Origin of the sequence: Afifella sp. H1R (assembly GCF_021462425.1) — a bacterium.
Taxonomy (GTDB): domain Bacteria; phylum Pseudomonadota; class Alphaproteobacteria; order Rhizobiales; family Afifellaceae; genus Afifella; species Afifella aestuarii.
The window spans coordinates 2130424-2147262 of record NZ_JAKEDY010000001.1 but is presented as its reverse complement, the minus strand read 5'-3'; the positions used below and the strand labels follow the sequence as shown (position 1 = coordinate 2147262).

At 65.0% G+C, this 16839-nt stretch carries 17 protein-coding genes, 1 other RNA gene and 1 pseudogene; 11 read left to right on the top strand and 8 right to left on the bottom strand.

Going from position 1 to position 16839, the window contains the following annotated elements; genetic code table 11:
- Nucleotide 1: 1 nt before the first annotated feature.
- From L0F51_RS10170 to ssrS, 7 genes are all read right to left on the bottom strand, one after another.
- The gene (locus tag L0F51_RS10170; RefSeq protein WP_234629047.1) at nt 2–1033 is read right to left on the bottom strand and encodes an aldo/keto reductase; all 1032 of its coding nucleotides are present in this window, start codon (nt 1031–1033) and stop codon (nt 2–4) included.
- Between the two features lie 96 nt (nt 1034–1129).
- Nucleotides 1130–1951, bottom strand: coding sequence for a transglutaminase family protein (locus L0F51_RS10165; RefSeq protein WP_234629046.1), 822 nt, complete (start codon nt 1949–1951; stop codon nt 1130–1132).
- 71 nt (nt 1952–2022) lie between these two features.
- On the bottom strand, nt 2023–2910 hold the full coding sequence (locus tag L0F51_RS10160) for a transglutaminase family protein (RefSeq protein ID WP_234629045.1): 888 nt from the start codon (nt 2908–2910) through the stop codon (nt 2023–2025).
- A gap of 141 nt (nt 2911–3051) precedes the next feature.
- Nucleotides 3052–3477 (bottom strand): GFA family protein, encoded by a 426-nt coding sequence (locus L0F51_RS10155; protein WP_234629044.1) that lies wholly within the window; start codon nt 3475–3477, stop codon nt 3052–3054.
- A 65-nt stretch (nt 3478–3542) separates the two neighbouring features.
- On the bottom strand, nt 3543–4373 hold the full coding sequence (locus L0F51_RS10150; RefSeq protein WP_234629043.1) for a TIGR00282 family metallophosphoesterase: 831 nt from the start codon (nt 4371–4373) through the stop codon (nt 3543–3545).
- A complete protein-coding gene (locus L0F51_RS10145) occupies nt 4370–4957 on the bottom strand; it encodes a 5-formyltetrahydrofolate cyclo-ligase (RefSeq protein ID WP_234629042.1) in 588 nt (195 codons plus the stop codon). The genes L0F51_RS10150 and L0F51_RS10145 overlap by 4 nt, the downstream gene beginning before the upstream one ends.
- A 28-nt stretch (nt 4958–4985) precedes the next feature.
- A non-coding RNA gene (ssrS, locus tag L0F51_RS10140) (6S RNA) lies at nt 4986–5144 on the bottom strand.
- A 245-nt stretch (nt 5145–5389) separates the two neighbouring features.
- Here ssrS and L0F51_RS10135 point away from each other — a divergent pair.
- Together L0F51_RS10135 and L0F51_RS10130 are read left to right on the top strand one after the other, a co-directional pair.
- Nucleotides 5390–5803 (top strand): universal stress protein, encoded by a 414-nt coding sequence (locus L0F51_RS10135; protein WP_234629041.1) that lies wholly within the window; start codon nt 5390–5392, stop codon nt 5801–5803.
- A 103-nt stretch (nt 5804–5906) separates the two neighbouring features.
- Entirely contained in the window at nt 5907–7820 is a 1914-nt protein-coding gene (locus L0F51_RS10130) for a propionyl-CoA synthetase (protein WP_234629040.1), read from the top strand.
- Nucleotides 7821–7985: 165 nt separating this feature from the next.
- On the opposite strand, the gene L0F51_RS10125 is transcribed toward L0F51_RS10130, so the two are convergent.
- Nucleotides 7986–9413 (bottom strand): MATE family efflux transporter, encoded by a 1428-nt coding sequence (locus tag L0F51_RS10125; protein WP_234629039.1) that lies wholly within the window; start codon nt 9411–9413, stop codon nt 7986–7988.
- Between the two features lie 244 nt (nt 9414–9657).
- Between L0F51_RS10125 and L0F51_RS10120 the strand changes: the two genes are divergently transcribed.
- The 9 genes and pseudogenes from L0F51_RS10120 (at nt 9658) to ybgC (ending at nt 16836) form a co-directional block, all read left to right on the top strand.
- Entirely contained in the window at nt 9658–11472 is a 1815-nt protein-coding gene (locus L0F51_RS10120; RefSeq protein ID WP_234629038.1) for a glycoside hydrolase family 15 protein, read from the top strand.
- 191 nt (nt 11473–11663) lie between these two features.
- Nucleotides 11664–12473, top strand: a complete 810-nt coding sequence (locus L0F51_RS10115; RefSeq protein ID WP_234629037.1) for an SDR family oxidoreductase — start codon at nt 11664–11666, stop codon at nt 12471–12473.
- A gap of 52 nt (nt 12474–12525) precedes the next feature.
- Nucleotides 12526–13314 (top strand): SDR family NAD(P)-dependent oxidoreductase, encoded by a 789-nt coding sequence (locus L0F51_RS10110; protein WP_234629036.1) that lies wholly within the window; start codon nt 12526–12528, stop codon nt 13312–13314.
- Between the two features lie 38 nt (nt 13315–13352).
- Nucleotides 13353–13847, top strand: a pseudogene (gene ruvC / locus L0F51_RS10105) (crossover junction endodeoxyribonuclease RuvC); the annotation flags it as partial.
- A gap of 204 nt (nt 13848–14051) precedes the next feature.
- Nucleotides 14052–14312: an AbrB/MazE/SpoVT family DNA-binding domain-containing protein gene (locus L0F51_RS10100; protein WP_234629035.1), complete on the top strand. Its 261-nt coding sequence runs from the start codon at nt 14052–14054 to the stop codon at nt 14310–14312.
- Complete coding sequence (locus L0F51_RS10095; protein WP_234629034.1) at nt 14309–14725, top strand: type II toxin-antitoxin system VapC family toxin; 417 nt, start codon at nt 14309–14311, stop codon at nt 14723–14725. The genes L0F51_RS10100 and L0F51_RS10095 overlap by 4 nt, the downstream gene beginning before the upstream one ends.
- Complete coding sequence (ruvA, locus tag L0F51_RS10090; RefSeq protein ID WP_234629033.1) at nt 14722–15348, top strand: Holliday junction branch migration protein RuvA; 627 nt, start codon at nt 14722–14724, stop codon at nt 15346–15348. The genes L0F51_RS10095 and ruvA overlap by 4 nt, the downstream gene beginning before the upstream one ends.
- The gene (ruvB, locus tag L0F51_RS10085) at nt 15345–16394 is read left to right on the top strand and encodes a Holliday junction branch migration DNA helicase RuvB (RefSeq protein WP_234629032.1); all 1050 of its coding nucleotides are present in this window, start codon (nt 15345–15347) and stop codon (nt 16392–16394) included. The genes ruvA and ruvB overlap by 4 nt, the downstream gene beginning before the upstream one ends.
- Nucleotides 16378–16836 carry a tol-pal system-associated acyl-CoA thioesterase gene (gene ybgC / locus L0F51_RS10080; RefSeq protein WP_304504496.1) on the top strand — a complete coding sequence of 153 codons (459 nt, stop codon included), beginning with the start codon at nt 16378–16380 and terminating at the stop codon, nt 16834–16836. The genes ruvB and ybgC overlap by 17 nt, the downstream gene beginning before the upstream one ends.
- Nucleotides 16837–16839: the final 3 nt, after the last annotated feature.

The following is a 16839-nucleotide window of genomic DNA, read 5'->3' as shown; positions in this document are numbered from 1 at the left end:
TTCAGGCCTGCGGCATGGCCGGGCCGGTGCCGGCACCGGTCGTTTCGATGGCCTTGGCGATGTCAGCGAGATCGTCTTTGGTCAGTTCGAGAGACGCGGCATCGATCCAGCCATCGACCTGACCCGGATTGCGGGCGCCGACGATGGCCCCGGTGACGGCCGGCCAGGCGAGCGTCCAGGCAACGGCGACGGCAGGCACCGTGGTGCCGTGCTTGTCCGCGATCGGCTTCAGGCTCTCGGCAAGCGCCAGGTTCTTTTCAAGCTTTTCGCCGGTGTAGTCGGGATTTCTGGAGCGCCAGTCGTCTGCCGGCAGGGCCCGCGCGCGCTCGACGCTGAAGCGGCCGCTCAAGAGGCCCGACTGCATCGGCGAATAGACGATGACGCCCGTCTCATGTGCGTCGCACCAGGGCAGTTCCTTTTCCGCCACCTCGCGCTTGATCGCCGAAAACGGCGGCTGCAGCGTGTCGACATGCCCGACGGCTTCCGCCTTTTGCAGCTGCTCGGCATTGTGGTTGGAGAGGCCCGCGGCGCGGATCTTGCCTTCCTTTTTCAGCTCCAGAAGCGTCTGCCAGTATTCCTCCACCGGCGTGCCGTCATTGGCCGGCCAGTGCATCTGATAGAGATCGATGCGCTCCACGCCGAGGCGCTTCAGCGAGGCTTCCACCTCGCGGCGCAGGCTGTCGGCGGCGCCGATGCGCGCCGGCATTTTTTTGCGGTCGTTCTCGTCCCAGACGAGACCGCATTTGGTGAAGACATAGGGGCGCTCGCTGGCCGGGACATCGGCGAGCGCCTTCTTCACCACCTCTTCGGAATGGCCGAGACCATAGACGGCGGCGGTGTCGACCCAGTTGATGCCGCGGGATACGGCGTGACGGATGGCGGCGACGGATTCGGAATCGTCCTGCGCGCCCCAGCCGACGGCCCAGTCGGGGCCGCCGATCGCCCAGGCGCCGAAGCCGACGCGGGTGATGTGCATATCGGTGCGGCCGAAGCGTTTCGTCGGCAGATTCGTCTTCGCTGGTGTGTCGAGCATGGGGGAACTCCCGTTGTTTCCGTTGCGGTGCACATAAGGCCCGATCGGGGTTCTTCAAAGCGGGAGGCTGGATTGCGTGACCGGCCGGCGCGGATTTCAGGCGGCGGCCTCTTCGACGATTTGCTCGGTGATCACCTTGAAGCCGGCGAGACGCGAGGCGCCGAAACTCGTGGAGATCGCGACGTCGGTCGCATCGCGTCCGCGCGCCATCAGGATGCGGCCGATGCGCGGATGGTTGTGGCGGGCATCGAACGTGTACCAGCGACCATCGAGATAGGCCTCGAACCAGGCACTGAAATCCATCGGGTTCGGATCTTCCGGCACGCCGATATCGCCGAGATAGCCCGTGCAATAGCGGGCGGGAATGTTCATGCAGCGGCACAGGGCGACGGCGAGATGGGCGAAATCGCGGCAGACACCCGTCTGTTCGTAATTGCCGTTCACGGCGCTGCGCATCGGATCGGCCTTCAGATAATCGAAGGTGATGCGCTCATGGGCGTAGTCGCAGATGGCTTCGACCATCTGCCAGCCGGGCGCCACATGCCCGAAGAGCGACCAGGCGAGATCGGTCAGCCGGTCCGTCTCGCAGTAGCGACTGCCGAGAAGGAAGATGAGCACGTCGTCGGGAAGCTCGTCCACCGGCGTCTGGCGGGCGTCGGGTGCGACCTCGTCGGGCAGGCCATCGTCTCGGATGGTGAATTGCGTCGACATGCGCAGAAGCCCGGCCGGGGCCACGATGCGGGTGCAGATGTTGCCGAAATCGTCACGGTAATCGCGCGAGGGGATTTCCGGGTCGAAGGTGATGTGGTGCGGGGTCTCAAGATCGCGGAGCCGCGAGGGATGCACCGACAGGACGAGCAGCATGGGCGTCGGCTGCACACACTCATATTCGATGTCGAAACCGGCTCTGATCTTCATTTCTTCTCAAGTGGTTGGAAGGTCACGCGGTTCCCGTCGCAGCAGGTGGAATTTTAGGCAAATTTCGCGTTTCACTCCTCGCGCACGACCTTGACCATCACCTCCATGCCGAGATCGTCGTCCGGCATGCCGAGATAGGAGCCTGACAGGGGCAGGGCCTCGCTCGGGTCGCGGGCGACGGCGACCCGGATCAGGCCTTCATTGCCGAGGATGGCGTTGGTCGGGTCGATGTCGATCCAGCCGGCGCCGGGGAGATAGACCTGCACCCAGGCATGGGTGGCGCCGCCGCCATGGATGTCGTGGCTGTCGCGGGCCGGCACATAGAGGTAGCCGGAGACGAAACGCGCCGGCAGGCCGAGAGCGCGCAGAGCCTCGATCATCAATTCGGTGAAATCGCGACAGGTTCCGCTGCGCAGCGTGAGCGTTTCGGCGGGATCCTGGATGCCGTGGTCGCGCCGAATATAGGCATGGTCGTGCCGGATCGCGTGGATCATCGCGGTCAGAAGCTCGAAGGTCGGGAGCGGCTCCGACGGGTCGAGGAAGCCCTCCGCCCAGCGCAACAATGTGCCGTCGGGGTCGGGATAGCGGCGGACAAGGAAGGGGCGCAGATCCTCCTTGTCTGCGTCGCTGAGCGAAACCGGCAGGAAGCGCGCCTCCTCGTCGAGATTGATGCCGGCGGGATGTGCCCGGAAATGCGCGACGCGGATGACGCTTTCGAAGACGAGCGACGTGGCGAGGACGGAAGTGCTGCCGCCTGTGAAGCGCGCGACGCCGACGCGGTTGCCGAGCGCATCGTCGTGCCAGCGCAGGCTGACCGGCTCCGGCGTGATGGTGAGCGTGGAGGAGAGGAGATGCTGGTCGTGCCCCTCGCGCGGCAGGAACATCATGCGATGCTCCCCGAAGCCGACCCGCTTCCGGTAGCGATAGGTCGTGAGGTGAGTGACTGTGTAAATCGGCACGACGGGCCCTGGCGTCTCTTCGGGGCTTCCCGAATCTGATCCGCACATCATAGCCGCAAAACGCTTGCGCCGGCGTGGCGATCGCACATGGCCGGCGCGACGGTGGCTCATCTCAGCCAGGAAATGGCCGCGGATGCGGCCTCAGGGGTGGGGCGCGTCCGGGCGGTGGCGGGTGTCGTCGTCGTATTTCGCCAGAGTGTCGTCGAGATGCAGCCAGAAGAGTTTGGCCGTCACATAGGCGTGGCGGTCCGGCGAGAGGCGGTCGGCCTCGTCGAAAAGCCCGGCATGGATGTAGATCTCGCCGGGCAGGCGGGAATCCCTATAGGTCAGGGGCGTGCCGCAATCGGCACAGAAGGAGCGGGTGACGCCCGGAGAGGATTGCCGGTCTTTCGGTGTGCCATGCCAGACGACGAGATCGCTCGGAAATCCGGCCCAGACGACGGCCGGCGCGCCCGTCTGACGACGGCAATCGCGGCAATGGCACCAGGAGACCTGAAGGGGTTCGCTTTTCGCCTCAAAGCGAATGGCGCCGCAAAAGCAGCGCCCGTGCAAAGGCAGGTCGACCATTTCACGCGCCTTTCTCTCGACGACCGGTCCGGGGGCGGCGAGCGGTCGGCCCCGTCTTCGTCGGCTCAGTCTTCGTCGGTCCAGAAGGTCGGGACGGATCTTTCCAGATGCGGCCCGAGCCTCACGGCCGCGACCTTCTTCGCCAGCCCGGTCGTATCATCGACGTCGACGGCGATCCCCGACAAGGTCGCTTCTTCCATGGCAGGCCCGAGACGGCCGGAAGAGATTTTCGTGACAGCGCGGTGCAGAGGTTCGTCTTTCTGCATGCCGATGATGGAATCGTAATCGCCGCACATGCCGATGTCGGTCATCATGGCCGTGCCGCCCGGCTGAATGCGGTAATCGGCGGTCGGAACATGCGTATGCGTGCCGACGACGAGGCTCGCCCGGCCGTCGAGGAAAGCCGCCATGACCTGCTTTTCGCTCGTCGCTTCGGCGTGGAAATCGACGATGATGGCGTCGCAGTCGCGGCCGAGTGGCATCGCCGCGATTTCCCGCTCCACGGCGGCGATCGGGTCATCGAGAGCGGTCATGAAGAGCTGTCCCATGACGTTGATGACGAGGACGCGCGCGCCGGAACGGGCCGTATAAATGTTGGCGCCGCGGCCCGGCGTCTGCGGCGGATAGTTGAGCGGACGCAGAAACCGCTCCTGCCGTTCGGCAAAGACGAGCGCCTCCTTCTGATCGAAGGCGTGGTTGCCGGTGGTGATGCAATCGGCGCCGGCGTCGAGAAGCTCCTGAAAGATCTTTTCGGTGATGCCGAAGCCGCCAGCGGCGTTCTCGCCGTTCACGACGACGAAATCGAGCTTCCAGCGGTCGACCATGGAGGGGAGGTGATGTCGGACCGCCTTGCGGCCGGACCGGCCGACGACGTCACCGAGAAACAGGATCCTCACAGGGCCTCCGTGGGCTTGGCGGTGGTGTCGATGAGCTCGTCTTCGGTGGCGATGAGGGGCAGGGGGATATCGTGATCTTCCATGGGAACAATATCGACCTCCTGACACGAGAAGGCGAGCCCCACAAGACGCGGTGCGTGACCGCGCTCCCGCAGCTCGGCCACGGCCGTGTCGTAATAGCCGCGGCCATAGCCGATCCGCCCGCCGACGCGATCGAAGGCTGCGAGCGGCGCAACGATCAGATCGGGCGTCGCTTCGCCGTGATGGGGCGAGGGGTGGCGGGTGCCGAACGTGCCGGCCTCGAGGCTTTCCTCATCGAGAAAATGGCGGAAGACGAGACGCTGCTCGACGATTGCCGGCAAAGCCGCTGTGCCGTCCTGTGCCGCGATCAGCGGCAGGAGCGGGCGCGGATCGATCTCGTCGCGGATTGGCCAGAAAAGCGCCACCGTCTCTCCGGGACGCAAGAGCTTTTCGATGTGGCGGACAGCGTGGGCGGAGCGCAGGCGCCGCTCGCTCTCGCCGAGGGCTGCGCGCCGCAGCAATGCCTGCGTGCGAAGCTTGGCCTTGGCTGAGGAGACGTCCATGAGAAAATCGATGAGGAAGGGGGTTGAGAGCGCGGCCGCCATGGCCGGTGGAGTGTACGATCCCGGGAAACCTACAAAGTAGGTGGGCGCCGTTTTGGTCAAGCCCACGGGCGAGACCAGGGACAGCTCCCTTCGAGATCGATAAGGCCCCGGGGAATGTGACTCCTGTCGAACCGGGCAGCCGCGCGAAGGCGAGATATAGGGAGAGCCTCAGGCCTCGGCAAACGAAACCTGATGGCGAGGTTTCGATATCCTCCAAAGAAGCTTGCGGCGGTGCGGCCCGAGGAATTGCCGGCGGGAGAGATGCGGGGGCGAGACAGGATGCCGCGCCGGTGCGCACGTGACGGCGTATCGTCGAGCCAGCGGCTCGATGCGTTTCCTTCCGGCCCACATGACCTAGGCTTAGGGACAGCACGACCAGGGAGGCTTAAAATGTTTCGAACCATTCTCGTGCCTGCGGATCTTGCTCATGCCGACAAGCTCGATCGAGCCCTGGAGGCGGCCGCGGGTTTTGCCAAACAATACGGCTCGCGCCTGGTCCTGGTGGGTGTCTCGTCTGCCCTTCCCGGCTCTCTTTCACATAATCCGGCAGAGTTCGCCGAAAGACTTAGTGAATTCGCAGCCCGGCAGAGCGATAAGCACGGCGTTACATTTGAAGCCAAGGCGGTGACAAGCCACGATCCGACGCGAGATCTAGACCAGACGTTGAGCGAGCAGGTTCATGCGACGGGCGCCGATCTCGTCGTCATGGCTTCGCATGTGCCCGGTTTCGCCGAGCACGTTTTCTCCTCGCGTGCCGGCTATCTCGCGACGCACAGCGATATTTCCGTCTTTGTCGTTCGCTGAGCGAAGGGCAATCGGAAGCGAAGGTGCAGCAAGGCCGGAGCTACCAGGAGGTGATTGTCGGCCGGGCCTGCGGAATGTACCACTTGACGGGGAGGAAACACATATGACGAGCCGATATCACGAGGTTTACAAGTCCTGGGAAGAGGATCCGGAAGCCTTCTGGGCCAAAGCCGGAGAGGAGATCGACTGGTCGAAGCCAGCCGAGAAGATCTTCGATCCCGAGATGGGCATGTATGGGCGCTGGTTTGCCGGCGCCGAAACCAACACCTGTTACAATTGCGTCGACCGGCATGTGGAGCGGGGCCGTCCCGGCCAGCCGGCGATCATCTACGACAGCCCGATCACCGGCGCGAAGCGTACGATCACCTATCAGGAGCTCCTCTCCGAGGTGGAAGCTCTGGCCGCCGTGCTGCGCGAGAAGGGCGTCGAAAAGGGCGACCGCGTCATCGTCTATATGCCGATGGTGCCGGAGGCGCTTTTCGCCATGCTCGCCTGCGCCAGGCTCGGCGCCGTGCATTCGGTGGTCTTCGGCGGGTTCGCGGCAAACGAGCTTGCGACGCGCGTCAACGATTGCGAGCCGAAGGCGATCATCTCCGCCTCCTGCGGCATCGAGCCGAACCGGGTGGTGAAGTACAAGCCGCTTCTCGACCATGCGCTCGACATCGCCCGTCACCAGCCGGAGTTCTGCCTGGTCGTGCAGCGCGAGCAGGGGCCCTGCGAGCTGACCGAAGGGCGCGACTACGATTACCTGGAGCTCGTCGAGGCGGCCAAGAATGCCGGCACGAAGGTGCCGCCGGTGCCGGTCGCGGCGACCGATCCGCTCTACATCCTCTACACCTCCGGGACGACCGGACGGCCCAAGGGCGTCGTGCGCGACAATGGCGGGCACATGGTGGCGCTCAAATGGTCGATGAAGGCGATCTACGACATCGATCCGGGCGAGGTCTTCTGGGCTGCCTCCGATGTCGGCTGGGTCGTCGGCCATTCCTACATCGTCTACGCGCCGCTTCTGCACGGCTGCACGACGATCGTCTTCGAGGGCAAGCCGGTCGGCACACCCGATGCCGGTGTCTTCTGGCGCGTCATCGAGGAGCACAAGGTGTCCGCGCTCTTCACGGCACCGACGGCCTTTCGCGCGATCAAGAAGGAAGATCCGCAGGGCGAGCATGTCGGCCGCTACGATCTCAGCCAGATGCGCACGCTGTTTCTGGCGGGCGAGCGCGCCGATCCCGATACGATCCGCTGGGCGCAGGACCAGCTCGGCGTGCCGGTGATCGACCATTGGTGGCAGACGGAAACGGCCTGGGCGATCGCCGCCAATCCCGCCGGCCTCGGCCTGTTGCCGGTCAAGTACGGCTCGCCGACGGTCGCCATGCCGGGCTACAAGATCGAGATCCTCGACGATGCCGGCCATCCGGTCGGCGCGAACACGCTCGGCAACATCGTCGTCAAACTGCCGCTGCCGCCGGCGTGCCTGCCCACCTTGTGGAACGCCGATGAGCGCTTCAAGGAGAGCTATCTCCTGGAGTTCCCGGGCTATTACAAGACGGCCGATGCCGGCATGCTCGACGACGAGGGCTATGTCTACGTCATGTCGCGCACCGACGACATCATCAACGTCGCCGGTCATCGCCTGTCGACGGGCGCGATGGAGGAGGTGCTCTCCAACCATCCGGACGTCGCCGAATGCGCCGTCATCGGTGCCGCCGATGCGCTCAAGGGGCAGATGCCGATGGGCTTCGTCGTCCTGAAGGCGGGACGCGACCGCGACCCGATGGAAATCCAGAAAGAGTGCATCCGCCTGGTGCGCGAGGAGATCGGACCGGTGGCCGCCTTCAAGACGGTGCATGTCGTGCATCGCCTGCCGAAGACGCGTTCGGGCAAGATCCTCCGTGCCACGATGCGCCACATCGTCGATCACGAGGATTTCCGCATGCCGGCGACGATCGACGACCCGGCGATCCTCGACGAGATCAAGGGCGTCGTGGAACACGTCGATCAGATGCGGGCGAGCTGAGACTTTTCGGGGCCGCCAGGATGTCCCGGCGGCCTTGATCGGTTCACGTGAATGAGGTTGCTGCGGTCGCTTTCGAGCGGCCGCTTTTTTTGTCGGCCGTCCTGGAACTTCAATCGGCTTCGGACGAGGGGGATGGCGTCACGAACGGCGGTGCCGTTTGCCCCGTCACGCCGGCTCGAAGCGGACGAGACCGTGGCGTTCGCGGCGCAGATAGCGCGTCGTCAGAAGCACGGCCGCGGCCGCAAGGCCCGCAGCCAAACCCCACCAGACCCCGACGCCCCCCCAGTCCAGGACGAAGCCGAGGACATAGGCGGTCGGCGTGCCGATCACCCAGTAGCTGACGATGGCGATGATCATCGGCATCCGCGTGTCCTTGAGGCCGCGCAGGATGCCGGCTGCCACCGCCTGCAGCGAATCGACGATCTGGAAGACCCCGGCCACCAGGAGCAGCGGCACCGCATAGGCCAGCACCTCGTCGGCATTGACGTTGGCGGGGTCGAGATAGAGGCCGATCAGCTCTTCCGGCAGGAGGCGGAAGGTGATCGCGGCGCCGACCGCGATCGCCGCGCCCATCACCAGAGCGACCGTGCCGGCACGCCCGAGCCCGACCTTGTCGGCTCGCCCGAACGCCAGGCCAACGCGTACCGTGGCCGCGCTCGCCAGCCCCAGTGGAATCATGAAGGTGATCGAGGAGATCTGCAGCGCGATGCCGTGGGCGGCGAGCGGCACGGCGCCGAGCCAGCCGATCATCACCGAGGAGGCGGCGAACAGTCCGACTTCGGCGATGATCGTCGCGCCGATCGGCCAGCCCAGCCGCACGATCTCGCGAAAGCCGTACCAGTCGGGGCGCCAGAACCGAACATAGAGTTCATAGCGACGCAGCCCTTCCGCCTGTGCCGAATAGGCTGCGAGCAGACCCGCCATCAGCAGATTGGACACCAAGGTGGCGATCGCCGCGCCCACCAGGCCGAGCGCGGGGGCGCCGAGATGGCCGAAGATCAGGACGTAGTTCAAAAGCGCGTTGGCGAGCGCGCCGACGATGATGACGGCGAGCACCAGATAGGCGCGGCCCACCACCGTCAGATACGAGCGCAGGCCCATGATCAAAAGGCTCGGAAACATCGACCACTGGGCCACATGCATGTAATCGGCCGCCATCGCGGCGAGATCCGGTTCCTGACCGAAGGCGAGGAGGATCGCCTCGATCTCCCACAGCGGGATCATCATCGCTGCGCCGTAGAGACCAAGAACCCAGAGGCTCATCCGGACCGAGCGGCGCACGCCGCGCAGATCGCCACGGCCCTCGGCATTGGCGGCGAGCGGCAGCGCGGCCTGGGCGAAGCCGACGCCGAACATGAAGCAGAGGAAGAAGCTCTGGGTGGCAAGCACCGCCGCAGCGAGCTCACGCGCACCCAGCCAGCCGACCATCACCGTGTCGGTGACGTTCATCGTAATCTGGGCGAGTTGCGTACCGATCAGCGGCAGGGCCAGGACAACGGTCGCGCCGGCATGGCCGAGCCATGACAGTTCGTTGTCGCCGGAGGCGGCGCTCGGTCGTTCGCTTGGAGGACGGGTTCGATTCTCGCGTTGCATGTTTCACCACCAGGAGCCGGGGGAGTACATGGCAAGCCCGGTGAAAGCCAACCGCCTTTCGGTTGAACAGAAAGGCCGTCTTCAGCCTGCCGGTCGGAGAATGGCCTCTGCCCTGGACGGCTGGCCTGAACGTCTGCCCTGAACGTCTGCCCTGGACGTCTGCCCTCGACATCTGCCCTGGACGGCGGGAGGCCGAGCGCTAGGCTAGTAAGCCGGTTCCTCGACCTTCACGCACCATCTTCACATGACCGACAACATGTTCACGCCGATCGAAGATCACGCCATCATCGGCGATATGCAGACAGCGGCGCTCGTCGCGCTCGACGGCACGATCGATTTCTTCTGCTATCCGAATTTCGATTCGCCCACCGTCTTCGCCTCGCTCCTCGATCGGGAGAAGGGCGGGCATTTCAAGCTGCATGCGGCCTGCGACGGGCTGCGCTCGCGCCAGCTCTATCTGCCGGACACCAATATCCTCATCACCCGTTTCCAGGGCGACGAGAGCGTGGCGGAGGTTTCCGACTTCATGCCGCTCGACGGGTCGGGGCGCATCGTGCGGCGGGCGAAGGCCATTCAGGGCGAGGTCGATTTTACGCTCTCCTGCGCGCCGCGCTTCGATTATGGGCGCGGCACGACGCAGGCGGAGGCGATCCCCTATGGGGTCAAGTTCTCCGATGGCGAAAGGCAGCTCTTCCTTTATAGCCGTGTCGAGCTCGGCATCTCGGATGGGGCGGCCGAAGCGCGTTTCCGCTTGAAGGAGGGCGAGCATGCCTTCGTCGTGCTCTGTCCCGGGCGCGCCGATGCTCCGCCGATCGATGCCGATTACGTTTCGAGGAGCTTCGTCGAAACGAGCGATTTCTGGCACGATTGGGTGGCAAACGGCCATTATCCGTCGCGCTGGCGCGATGTCGTGGTGCGCTCCGGGCTCGTCCTGAAACTTCTTTCCTCGCGGAAGCACGGCTCGATCGCGGCGGCGGCGACCTTTGGGCTGCCGGAAGTGCCGGGTCACAGCCGCAACTGGGATTACCGCTATTGCTGGGTCAGAGATGCGGCGTTTTCCGTCTACGCCTTCACCCGTCTCGGCCGCTACGAAGAAGCGCATCAGTTTTCGACCTTCCTCCTCGGCCTGACAGAAGGCCGAGACGATGGCGAGATGCAGATCATGTACGCCATGGACGGGCGGCACGATCTGAAAGAGGTCTCGCTCGACCATCTGGAAGGCTGGAAGAATTCGCAGCCCGTGCGCATCGGCAATGCCGCCTACGAGCAATTGCAGCTCGACATTTATGGCGAGCTTCTGGACACGATCTATGTCGCGGCGAAATCGCTCGGCCAGCCCTCGATCCGAGCCTGGCGGGAAATCGTCAAGATGCTCGACTGGCTCAAGGAGAATTGGCGCCGGCCGGACGAGGGCATCTGGGAGGTGCGCGGGCCGAGGCGGGAATTCCTGTCCTCGCGGCTGATGTCGTGGGTGGCCTTCGATCGCGCGGCCCGCATGGCGGTGAAATATTCTCTGGCCGGACCGGTGGAAGCCTGGCGGGCGGAGCGCGACACCATCTACCGCTCCATCATGGAGGAGTTCTGGGACGAGGAAATCGGCGCCTTCGTGCAGTATAAGGGCTCCAAGACCGTGGACGCCTCCGTGCTCTTGATGCCGCTCGTGCGCTTCATCAATCCCCGCGACCGCTACTGGCTCAGAACGATGCGTGCCGTGGAGCAGCGTCTCGTCAAAGACTGCCTCGTCCTGCGCTATGACGACGAGGCGGAGGGCGCCGAGGACGTCGACGGGCTTTCCGGGCGCGAGGGCGCCTTCACCACCTGCGCCTTCTGGTATGTGGAGGCCTTGGCGCGGACGGGCGATCTGCCGCGGGCAAGGCTTTTGTTCGAAAAGCTGCTTTCCTACGCCAACCATGTCGGCCTCTACGCGGAAGAGTTGAGCCCATCCGGGACGCATCTCGGAAACTTCCCCCAGGCGCTCACGCATCTGTCGCTGATTTCCGCGGCTCACTGGCTCGAGCGGGCGCTCGACGGCGATGAGGGAACCCGGTTCGCAGCCTGACGTTCGCCACCCAAGGGGCGAAGTTTCAACGCAACGCTCCATCGGGAGACGTTCGACGAAGAGACTTTCCAACGGGACGCGGGACGGTTCAGGGTGCCGGCGGCTTCTCATGAGGTGATCCGCCGTAGCGAAAGGCTGCTCGGCCGACACCGCTTGCGTCCTTCCACGCATTCACGATCAGGAGGGGCTCAGTGGCAGCTCAAAACGGACTAAGCCTGGAAGGCCAGAACGCCGTCGTGACAGGGGCAAGCTCGGGCATCGGAGCGGCCGTTGCGGCGGGGTTGGCGAAGGCGGGTGCCGATGTCGTCATCAACTTCCATTCCGACGAGGAAGGAGCGGAAAAGACCCTCTCCGCCGTCGAGCGGGCCGGCAGCCGGGGCGTCATCATCCGCGGCGATGTCGGACGTGAGCGCGATGTCCACAAGCTTTTCGATTGCTGCGAAGCGGAGCTCGGTCCGGTCGATATCGTCTTCTCCAATGCCGGAATCCAGCGCGACTGCGCTTTCGGCGAGATGTCGCTCGCCGACTGGGAAGCGGTCATCTCCACCAATCTCACCGGGGCCTTTCTGGTTGCCCGTGAGGCCGTCACACGCTTCCGCAAGAAGGGGCTGCGCGAAGGGGTGAGCCCGGCGCTCGGCAAGATCGTCTTCAATTCCTCCGTCCATGAGCGCATTCCCTGGGCCGGGCGCGTCAATTATGCGGCCTCCAAGGGGGGCGTTTCCCTTCTCATGCAATCTCTCGCCCAGGAGGTGGGGCATGAGAAAATCCGGGTGAATTCGGTGGGGCCCGGCGCCATCGCGACCGACATCAATGCCGATGAGCGTGCCGACAATGCGGATGCGATCCGCAGCCTCATTCCCTATGGCCGGATCGGCGATCCGGAGGATATCGCCCAGGCCGTCGTCTGGCTCGTCTCGGACGCCGCCGACTACGTGCACGGCCATTGTCTGTTTGCCGATGGCGGCATGACGCTTTATCCCGGCTTCATCGGCAACGGCTGAGGCGACTCGGCCGCTGCCGTTGGGCCGGAACGGGCCACAAGGGAAGATGCCAATGTCGCTGGAAAACAAGGTCGCCATCGTGACCGGTGGAGCGAAGGGAATCGGGCGTGCCGTCGCCAAGCGCTTCCTCTCTGAAGGGGCGCGGGTGGTCCTCGCCGATATCGACGACGATGCGGGCAGCGCTTCGGTGGAGGCGCTCGGCGATCTCGGGCCTGTGCGCTTCGTGCATTGCGACGTCGCCGAAAAGCTCTCGGTGCGCAATCTGCTGGCGACGACGGTCGACGCCTATGGGGACATCGACGTGCTCGTCTCCTGTGCGGCGATCGCGCTCAAGGCGGATTTCCTGGCGCTGACGGAGGAGGAGTTCGACCGCGTCCTCAACGTCAATTTGAAGGGAGCGTTTCTCGTCGGCCAGGCCGTCGCCAAGCGCATGGTCAAACAGATCGAAGCGGGTGGCGATCCGGGCGTCATCATCCATATGAGCTCGGTCAATGCCGTCGTCGCGATCCCCGACCAGGTGCCCTACACGGTCTCCAAGGGGGGCGTGAACCAGCTCACCAAGGTGATGGCGCTTGCCCTTGCGCCGCACGGGATCCGCGTCAACGCAATCGGGCCGGGCTCCATCATGACCGATATGCTGGGGCATGTGGCCGACGATGCCGAAGCGCGCCAGCGCATTCTGACGCGCACGCCGCTGCGCCGTATCGGCGAGCCGAGCGAGGTGGCCGCGGTTGCCGCCTTCCTTGCCTCCGACGATGCAAGCTACATGACCGGGCAGACGGTCTATGTCGACGGCGGGCGCCTGCCGCTCAATTACACGGTTTCGACCGAGGATTCGTAAGCTGCGCCGTTCGTCCCGGTCTTCGCTATGATCAGCCGATGAAGCAGACGATTCGCATCATCGGCATCGATCCGGGCCTGCGCCGCACCGGCTGGGGCGTCGTCGATATGTCCGGCACACGGCTCGCCTTCGTCGCGGCCGGCACGGTGCGCTCCGACGAAAAAGACGCGCTGTGTGACCGGCTGGCGGCGCTCTATGACGGGCTCGTCGCCGTGATTTCGCAGCACGGTCCCGGCGAAGCGGCGGTGGAAAACACCTTCGTCAACCGCGATGCGGGCGCCACGCTGAAGCTCGGGCAGGCGCGCGGCATTGCGCTTCTGGCGCCGGCGAAGGCGGGGCTCGAAGTGGCGGAATACGCCCCCAACATGGTGAAGAAGTCGGTCGTGGGCGCCGGCCATGCGCAGAAGGGGCAGATCCGCACGATGGTCTCCATCCTGATGCCGAAGGCGACCTTCGACAGCGACGATGCCGCCGACGCGCTCGCCATCGCCATCTGTCACGCGCATCACCGCGGCAGCGCCGTGGCCCAGGCGGGGGCGGGCCCTGCGGTCGAGGCGAAGCGCCGGCGTGGCGGCCGGGGGATCGAGGCGATCAAAGGCTCGCGCAGCGCGAACGAACACCTTTCGTCGGACGAACTCATGCGGTTGGTGCGCGGCCGGGGGTGAAGCCCAGGAGAATGCGCCTCGTCGCCTTGCCGACGTTTCTGTAATGTTCTATTCTTACTGCGCGAGGTAAGAATGCCGAAGAGTTCGACGACCGTGACGACGAAGGGTCAGATCACCATTCCGAAGGGGATCCGTGATCGTCGCGGCATTGCGGTCGGGACGCGCTTTGAGGTGAGCGAACGTGGCGAGGAGATCGTCCTGCGCCGGGCGGGGCCGGCCGCGCTGGACAAGGCGGAGGACGCGGAATTCGACGCCTATCTGGAGCGAGCCCGGGGCTCTCTGCGGACCGGCATGAGCACCGACGCCTTCATGAAGCTCCTGCGCGACGAATGAGCGAGACGCTGGTCGACACGAACATCCTGATCGATGTGTTGCAGGAAGACGCGGAATGGGCGGCGTGGTCGCAGGCCCAGCTGCGCCAGGGACGGCAGCGGGGCGGGCTCGTCATCAATCCGATCATCTACGCCGAAGTCTCCTGCGGCTACAGCACCCAGCGCCAGGCGGAGCGGGCATTGAGCCCGGCGATCTACCGGCGCGAGGCACTGCCATGGGATGCGGCCTTCGCGGCAGGCCGTGCCTTTCTCGCCTATCGGCGCGCCGGCGGCACCAGACGTTCGCCACTGCCGGATTTCTATATTGGCGCGCACGCCGATTTCGGGGGGTATTTCCTGCTCACCCGTGATCCGGAGCGCTATCGGCAGTACTTTCCGCTCCTTCAGATCATCTCGCCGGACACCCATCCATGATTGGCAAACTCAAAGGGCGCATCGATTCCTACGGACCCGACTGGGTCATCGTCGATGTCGGCGGCGTCGGCTATGTCGTGCATTGCTCGACGCAGACGCTGCAGGCGCTGCCGTCTCCCGGAGAGGCGGCGACACTCTCGATCGAGACCTATGTGCGCGAGGATCAGATCCGGCTTTTCGGTTTCGCCTCGGATGTTGAGCGCGAATGGTTCCGGCTGTTGAATTCGGTGCAGGGGGTGGGCACGCGGATGGCGCTCGGCGTGCTCGGCACGCTGCGGCCGGCCGATCTTTCCTCGGCGATCGCGCTGCAGGACAAGGCAATGATCGCGCGCTCGCCCGGCGTCGGGCCGAAGCTTGCTGGGCGCATCTGTTCGGAGCTCAAGGACAAGGCGCCGGCGCTCGGCAGTGGCATCGGTGGCGATCCGTCGCTGTCGCGCCTGCAATCGGATCTCGGCGATCAGGTCGCGCCGCAGCCGATCGCCGATGCGGTTTCCGCCCTCGTCAATCTCGGCTATGCCCAGGCGCAGGCCTCGGCCGCGATCGCCAAAGCGATGCGTGATGCGGGTGAGGGGGCCGAAACCGCGAAATTGATCAGGCTCGGCCTGAAGGAGCTCAGCCAGTGAGCACAGACCGTCTCGTCAGCGCCGATGCGCGCGTCGAGGACAGCGATCCCGACGCCTCGTTCCGGCCGGAGCGGCTTGCCGATTTCGTCGGCCAGGAGAAGGCGCGGGGCAATCTCAAAGTCTTCATCGAGGCGGCGCGGTCGCGCTCGGAGGCGCTCGACCATGTGCTTTTCGTCGGGCCGCCAGGGCTCGGCAAGACGACGCTCGCGCAGATCGTGGCGCGCGAGCTCGGCGTCAATTTTCGTTCCACGTCGGGACCGGTCATTGCCAAAGCGGGCGATCTCGCAGCCCTTCTCACCAATCTCGACGAGCGCGACGTGCTCTTCATCGACGAGATCCACCGCCTCAACCCGGCAGTGGAAGAAATTCTCTATCCGGCGATGGAGGATTTCGAGCTCGATCTCATCATTGGCGAAGGGCCGGCGGCGCGTTCGGTGAAGATCGATCTCGCGCCCTTCACGCTGATCGGCGCGACCACGCGGCTCGGGCTTCTGACCACACCCTTGCGCGACCGCTTCGGCATTCCCGTGCGGCTCGATTTCTACACCGAGGCGGAGCTTGAAAAGATCGTGCGCCGGGGGGCGCGCATCCTGGGGGCGCCGATTTCCGACGAGGGGGCGAGCGAGATCGCCCGGCGGGCGCGGGGCACGCCGCGCGTCGCCGGCCGGCTTCTGCGGCGCGTGCGCGATTTCGCGGCGGTCGACGGGGCGGAGCGGATCGAACGCTCTCTCGCCGACAAGGCGCTTCTGGCGCTCGAAGTCGATGCCCGCGGGCTCGATCTCCTCGACCGACGCTATCTTTTCATGATTGCGGAGAATTTCGGCGGCGGCCCGGTGGGGATCGAGACGATCTCGGCGGCGCTGTCGGAGCCGCGCGACGCCATCGAAGACATCGTCGAGCCCTATCTCATCCAGCAGGGGTTTATCCAAAGAACGCCGCGCGGCCGCCTGCTGACGCCAAGAGCCTTCCAGCATCTGGGCCTTGCCGTGCCGACGCAGGACCGGGCCGCGCAGATGGGACTTTTCTTGAATGACGACGACAGCTGACGCGCCCGCCGAACTTTCCGGCCGGCTGACGGCGGATGGGCATATCCTGCATCAACGGGTCTATTTCGAAGACACGGATTTTTCCGGCCTCGTCTATCACGCCCGCTATCTGCATTTTCTGGAGAGGGGGCGCTCGGATTTTCTACGCCTTCTCGGCGTGCATCATCACGTCCTTGCCGCGGACGGCCTTGCCTTTGCCGTGCGGCGGATGACGATCGAGTTCGAAAAGCCGGCGCGTATTGACGATATCGTGACCGTTCTCACGAGGCCGGAGAAAGTGGGCGGGGCGCGGGTCACGCTGGCGCAGGAGCTGCGCTCAGGCGACGCCATTCTCGTCAAGGCTGTCGTTGAAGCGGCGCTTCTGACCGGGGAAGGCCGTCCGGCGCGCCTGCCGGGAAAAGTGCGAGAGGCTCTGAGCGCCTCTTTCAAACAAAGCCCATAAAAA

Coding starts and splice junctions, on each gene's coding strand:
- L0F51_RS10095 (WP_234629034.1), top strand. CDS start 14,309: ATGAGCGAGACGCTGGTCGACACGAACATCCTGATCGATGTGTTGCAG.
- L0F51_RS10130 (WP_234629040.1), top strand. CDS start 5,907: ATGACGAGCCGATATCACGAGGTTTACAAGTCCTGGGAAGAGGATCCG.
- ruvA (WP_234629033.1), top strand. CDS start 14,722: ATGATTGGCAAACTCAAAGGGCGCATCGATTCCTACGGACCCGACTGG.
- L0F51_RS10110 (WP_234629036.1), top strand. CDS start 12,526: ATGTCGCTGGAAAACAAGGTCGCCATCGTGACCGGTGGAGCGAAGGGA.
- L0F51_RS10165 (WP_234629046.1), bottom strand. CDS start 1,951: ATGAAGATCAGAGCCGGTTTCGACATCGAATATGAGTGTGTGCAGCCG.
- L0F51_RS10120 (WP_234629038.1), top strand. CDS start 9,658: ATGACCGACAACATGTTCACGCCGATCGAAGATCACGCCATCATCGGC.
- L0F51_RS10155 (WP_234629044.1), bottom strand. CDS start 3,477: ATGGTCGACCTGCCTTTGCACGGGCGCTGCTTTTGCGGCGCCATTCGC.
- L0F51_RS10135 (WP_234629041.1), top strand. CDS start 5,390: ATGTTTCGAACCATTCTCGTGCCTGCGGATCTTGCTCATGCCGACAAG.
- L0F51_RS10170 (WP_234629047.1), bottom strand. CDS start 1,033: ATGCTCGACACACCAGCGAAGACGAATCTGCCGACGAAACGCTTCGGC.
- L0F51_RS10145 (WP_234629042.1), bottom strand. CDS start 4,957: ATGGACGTCTCCTCAGCCAAGGCCAAGCTTCGCACGCAGGCATTGCTG.
- L0F51_RS10125 (WP_234629039.1), bottom strand. CDS start 9,413: ATGCAACGCGAGAATCGAACCCGTCCTCCAAGCGAACGACCGAGCGCC.
- ybgC (WP_304504496.1), top strand. CDS start 16,378: ATGACGACGACAGCTGACGCGCCCGCCGAACTTTCCGGCCGGCTGACG.
- L0F51_RS10100 (WP_234629035.1), top strand. CDS start 14,052: ATGCCGAAGAGTTCGACGACCGTGACGACGAAGGGTCAGATCACCATT.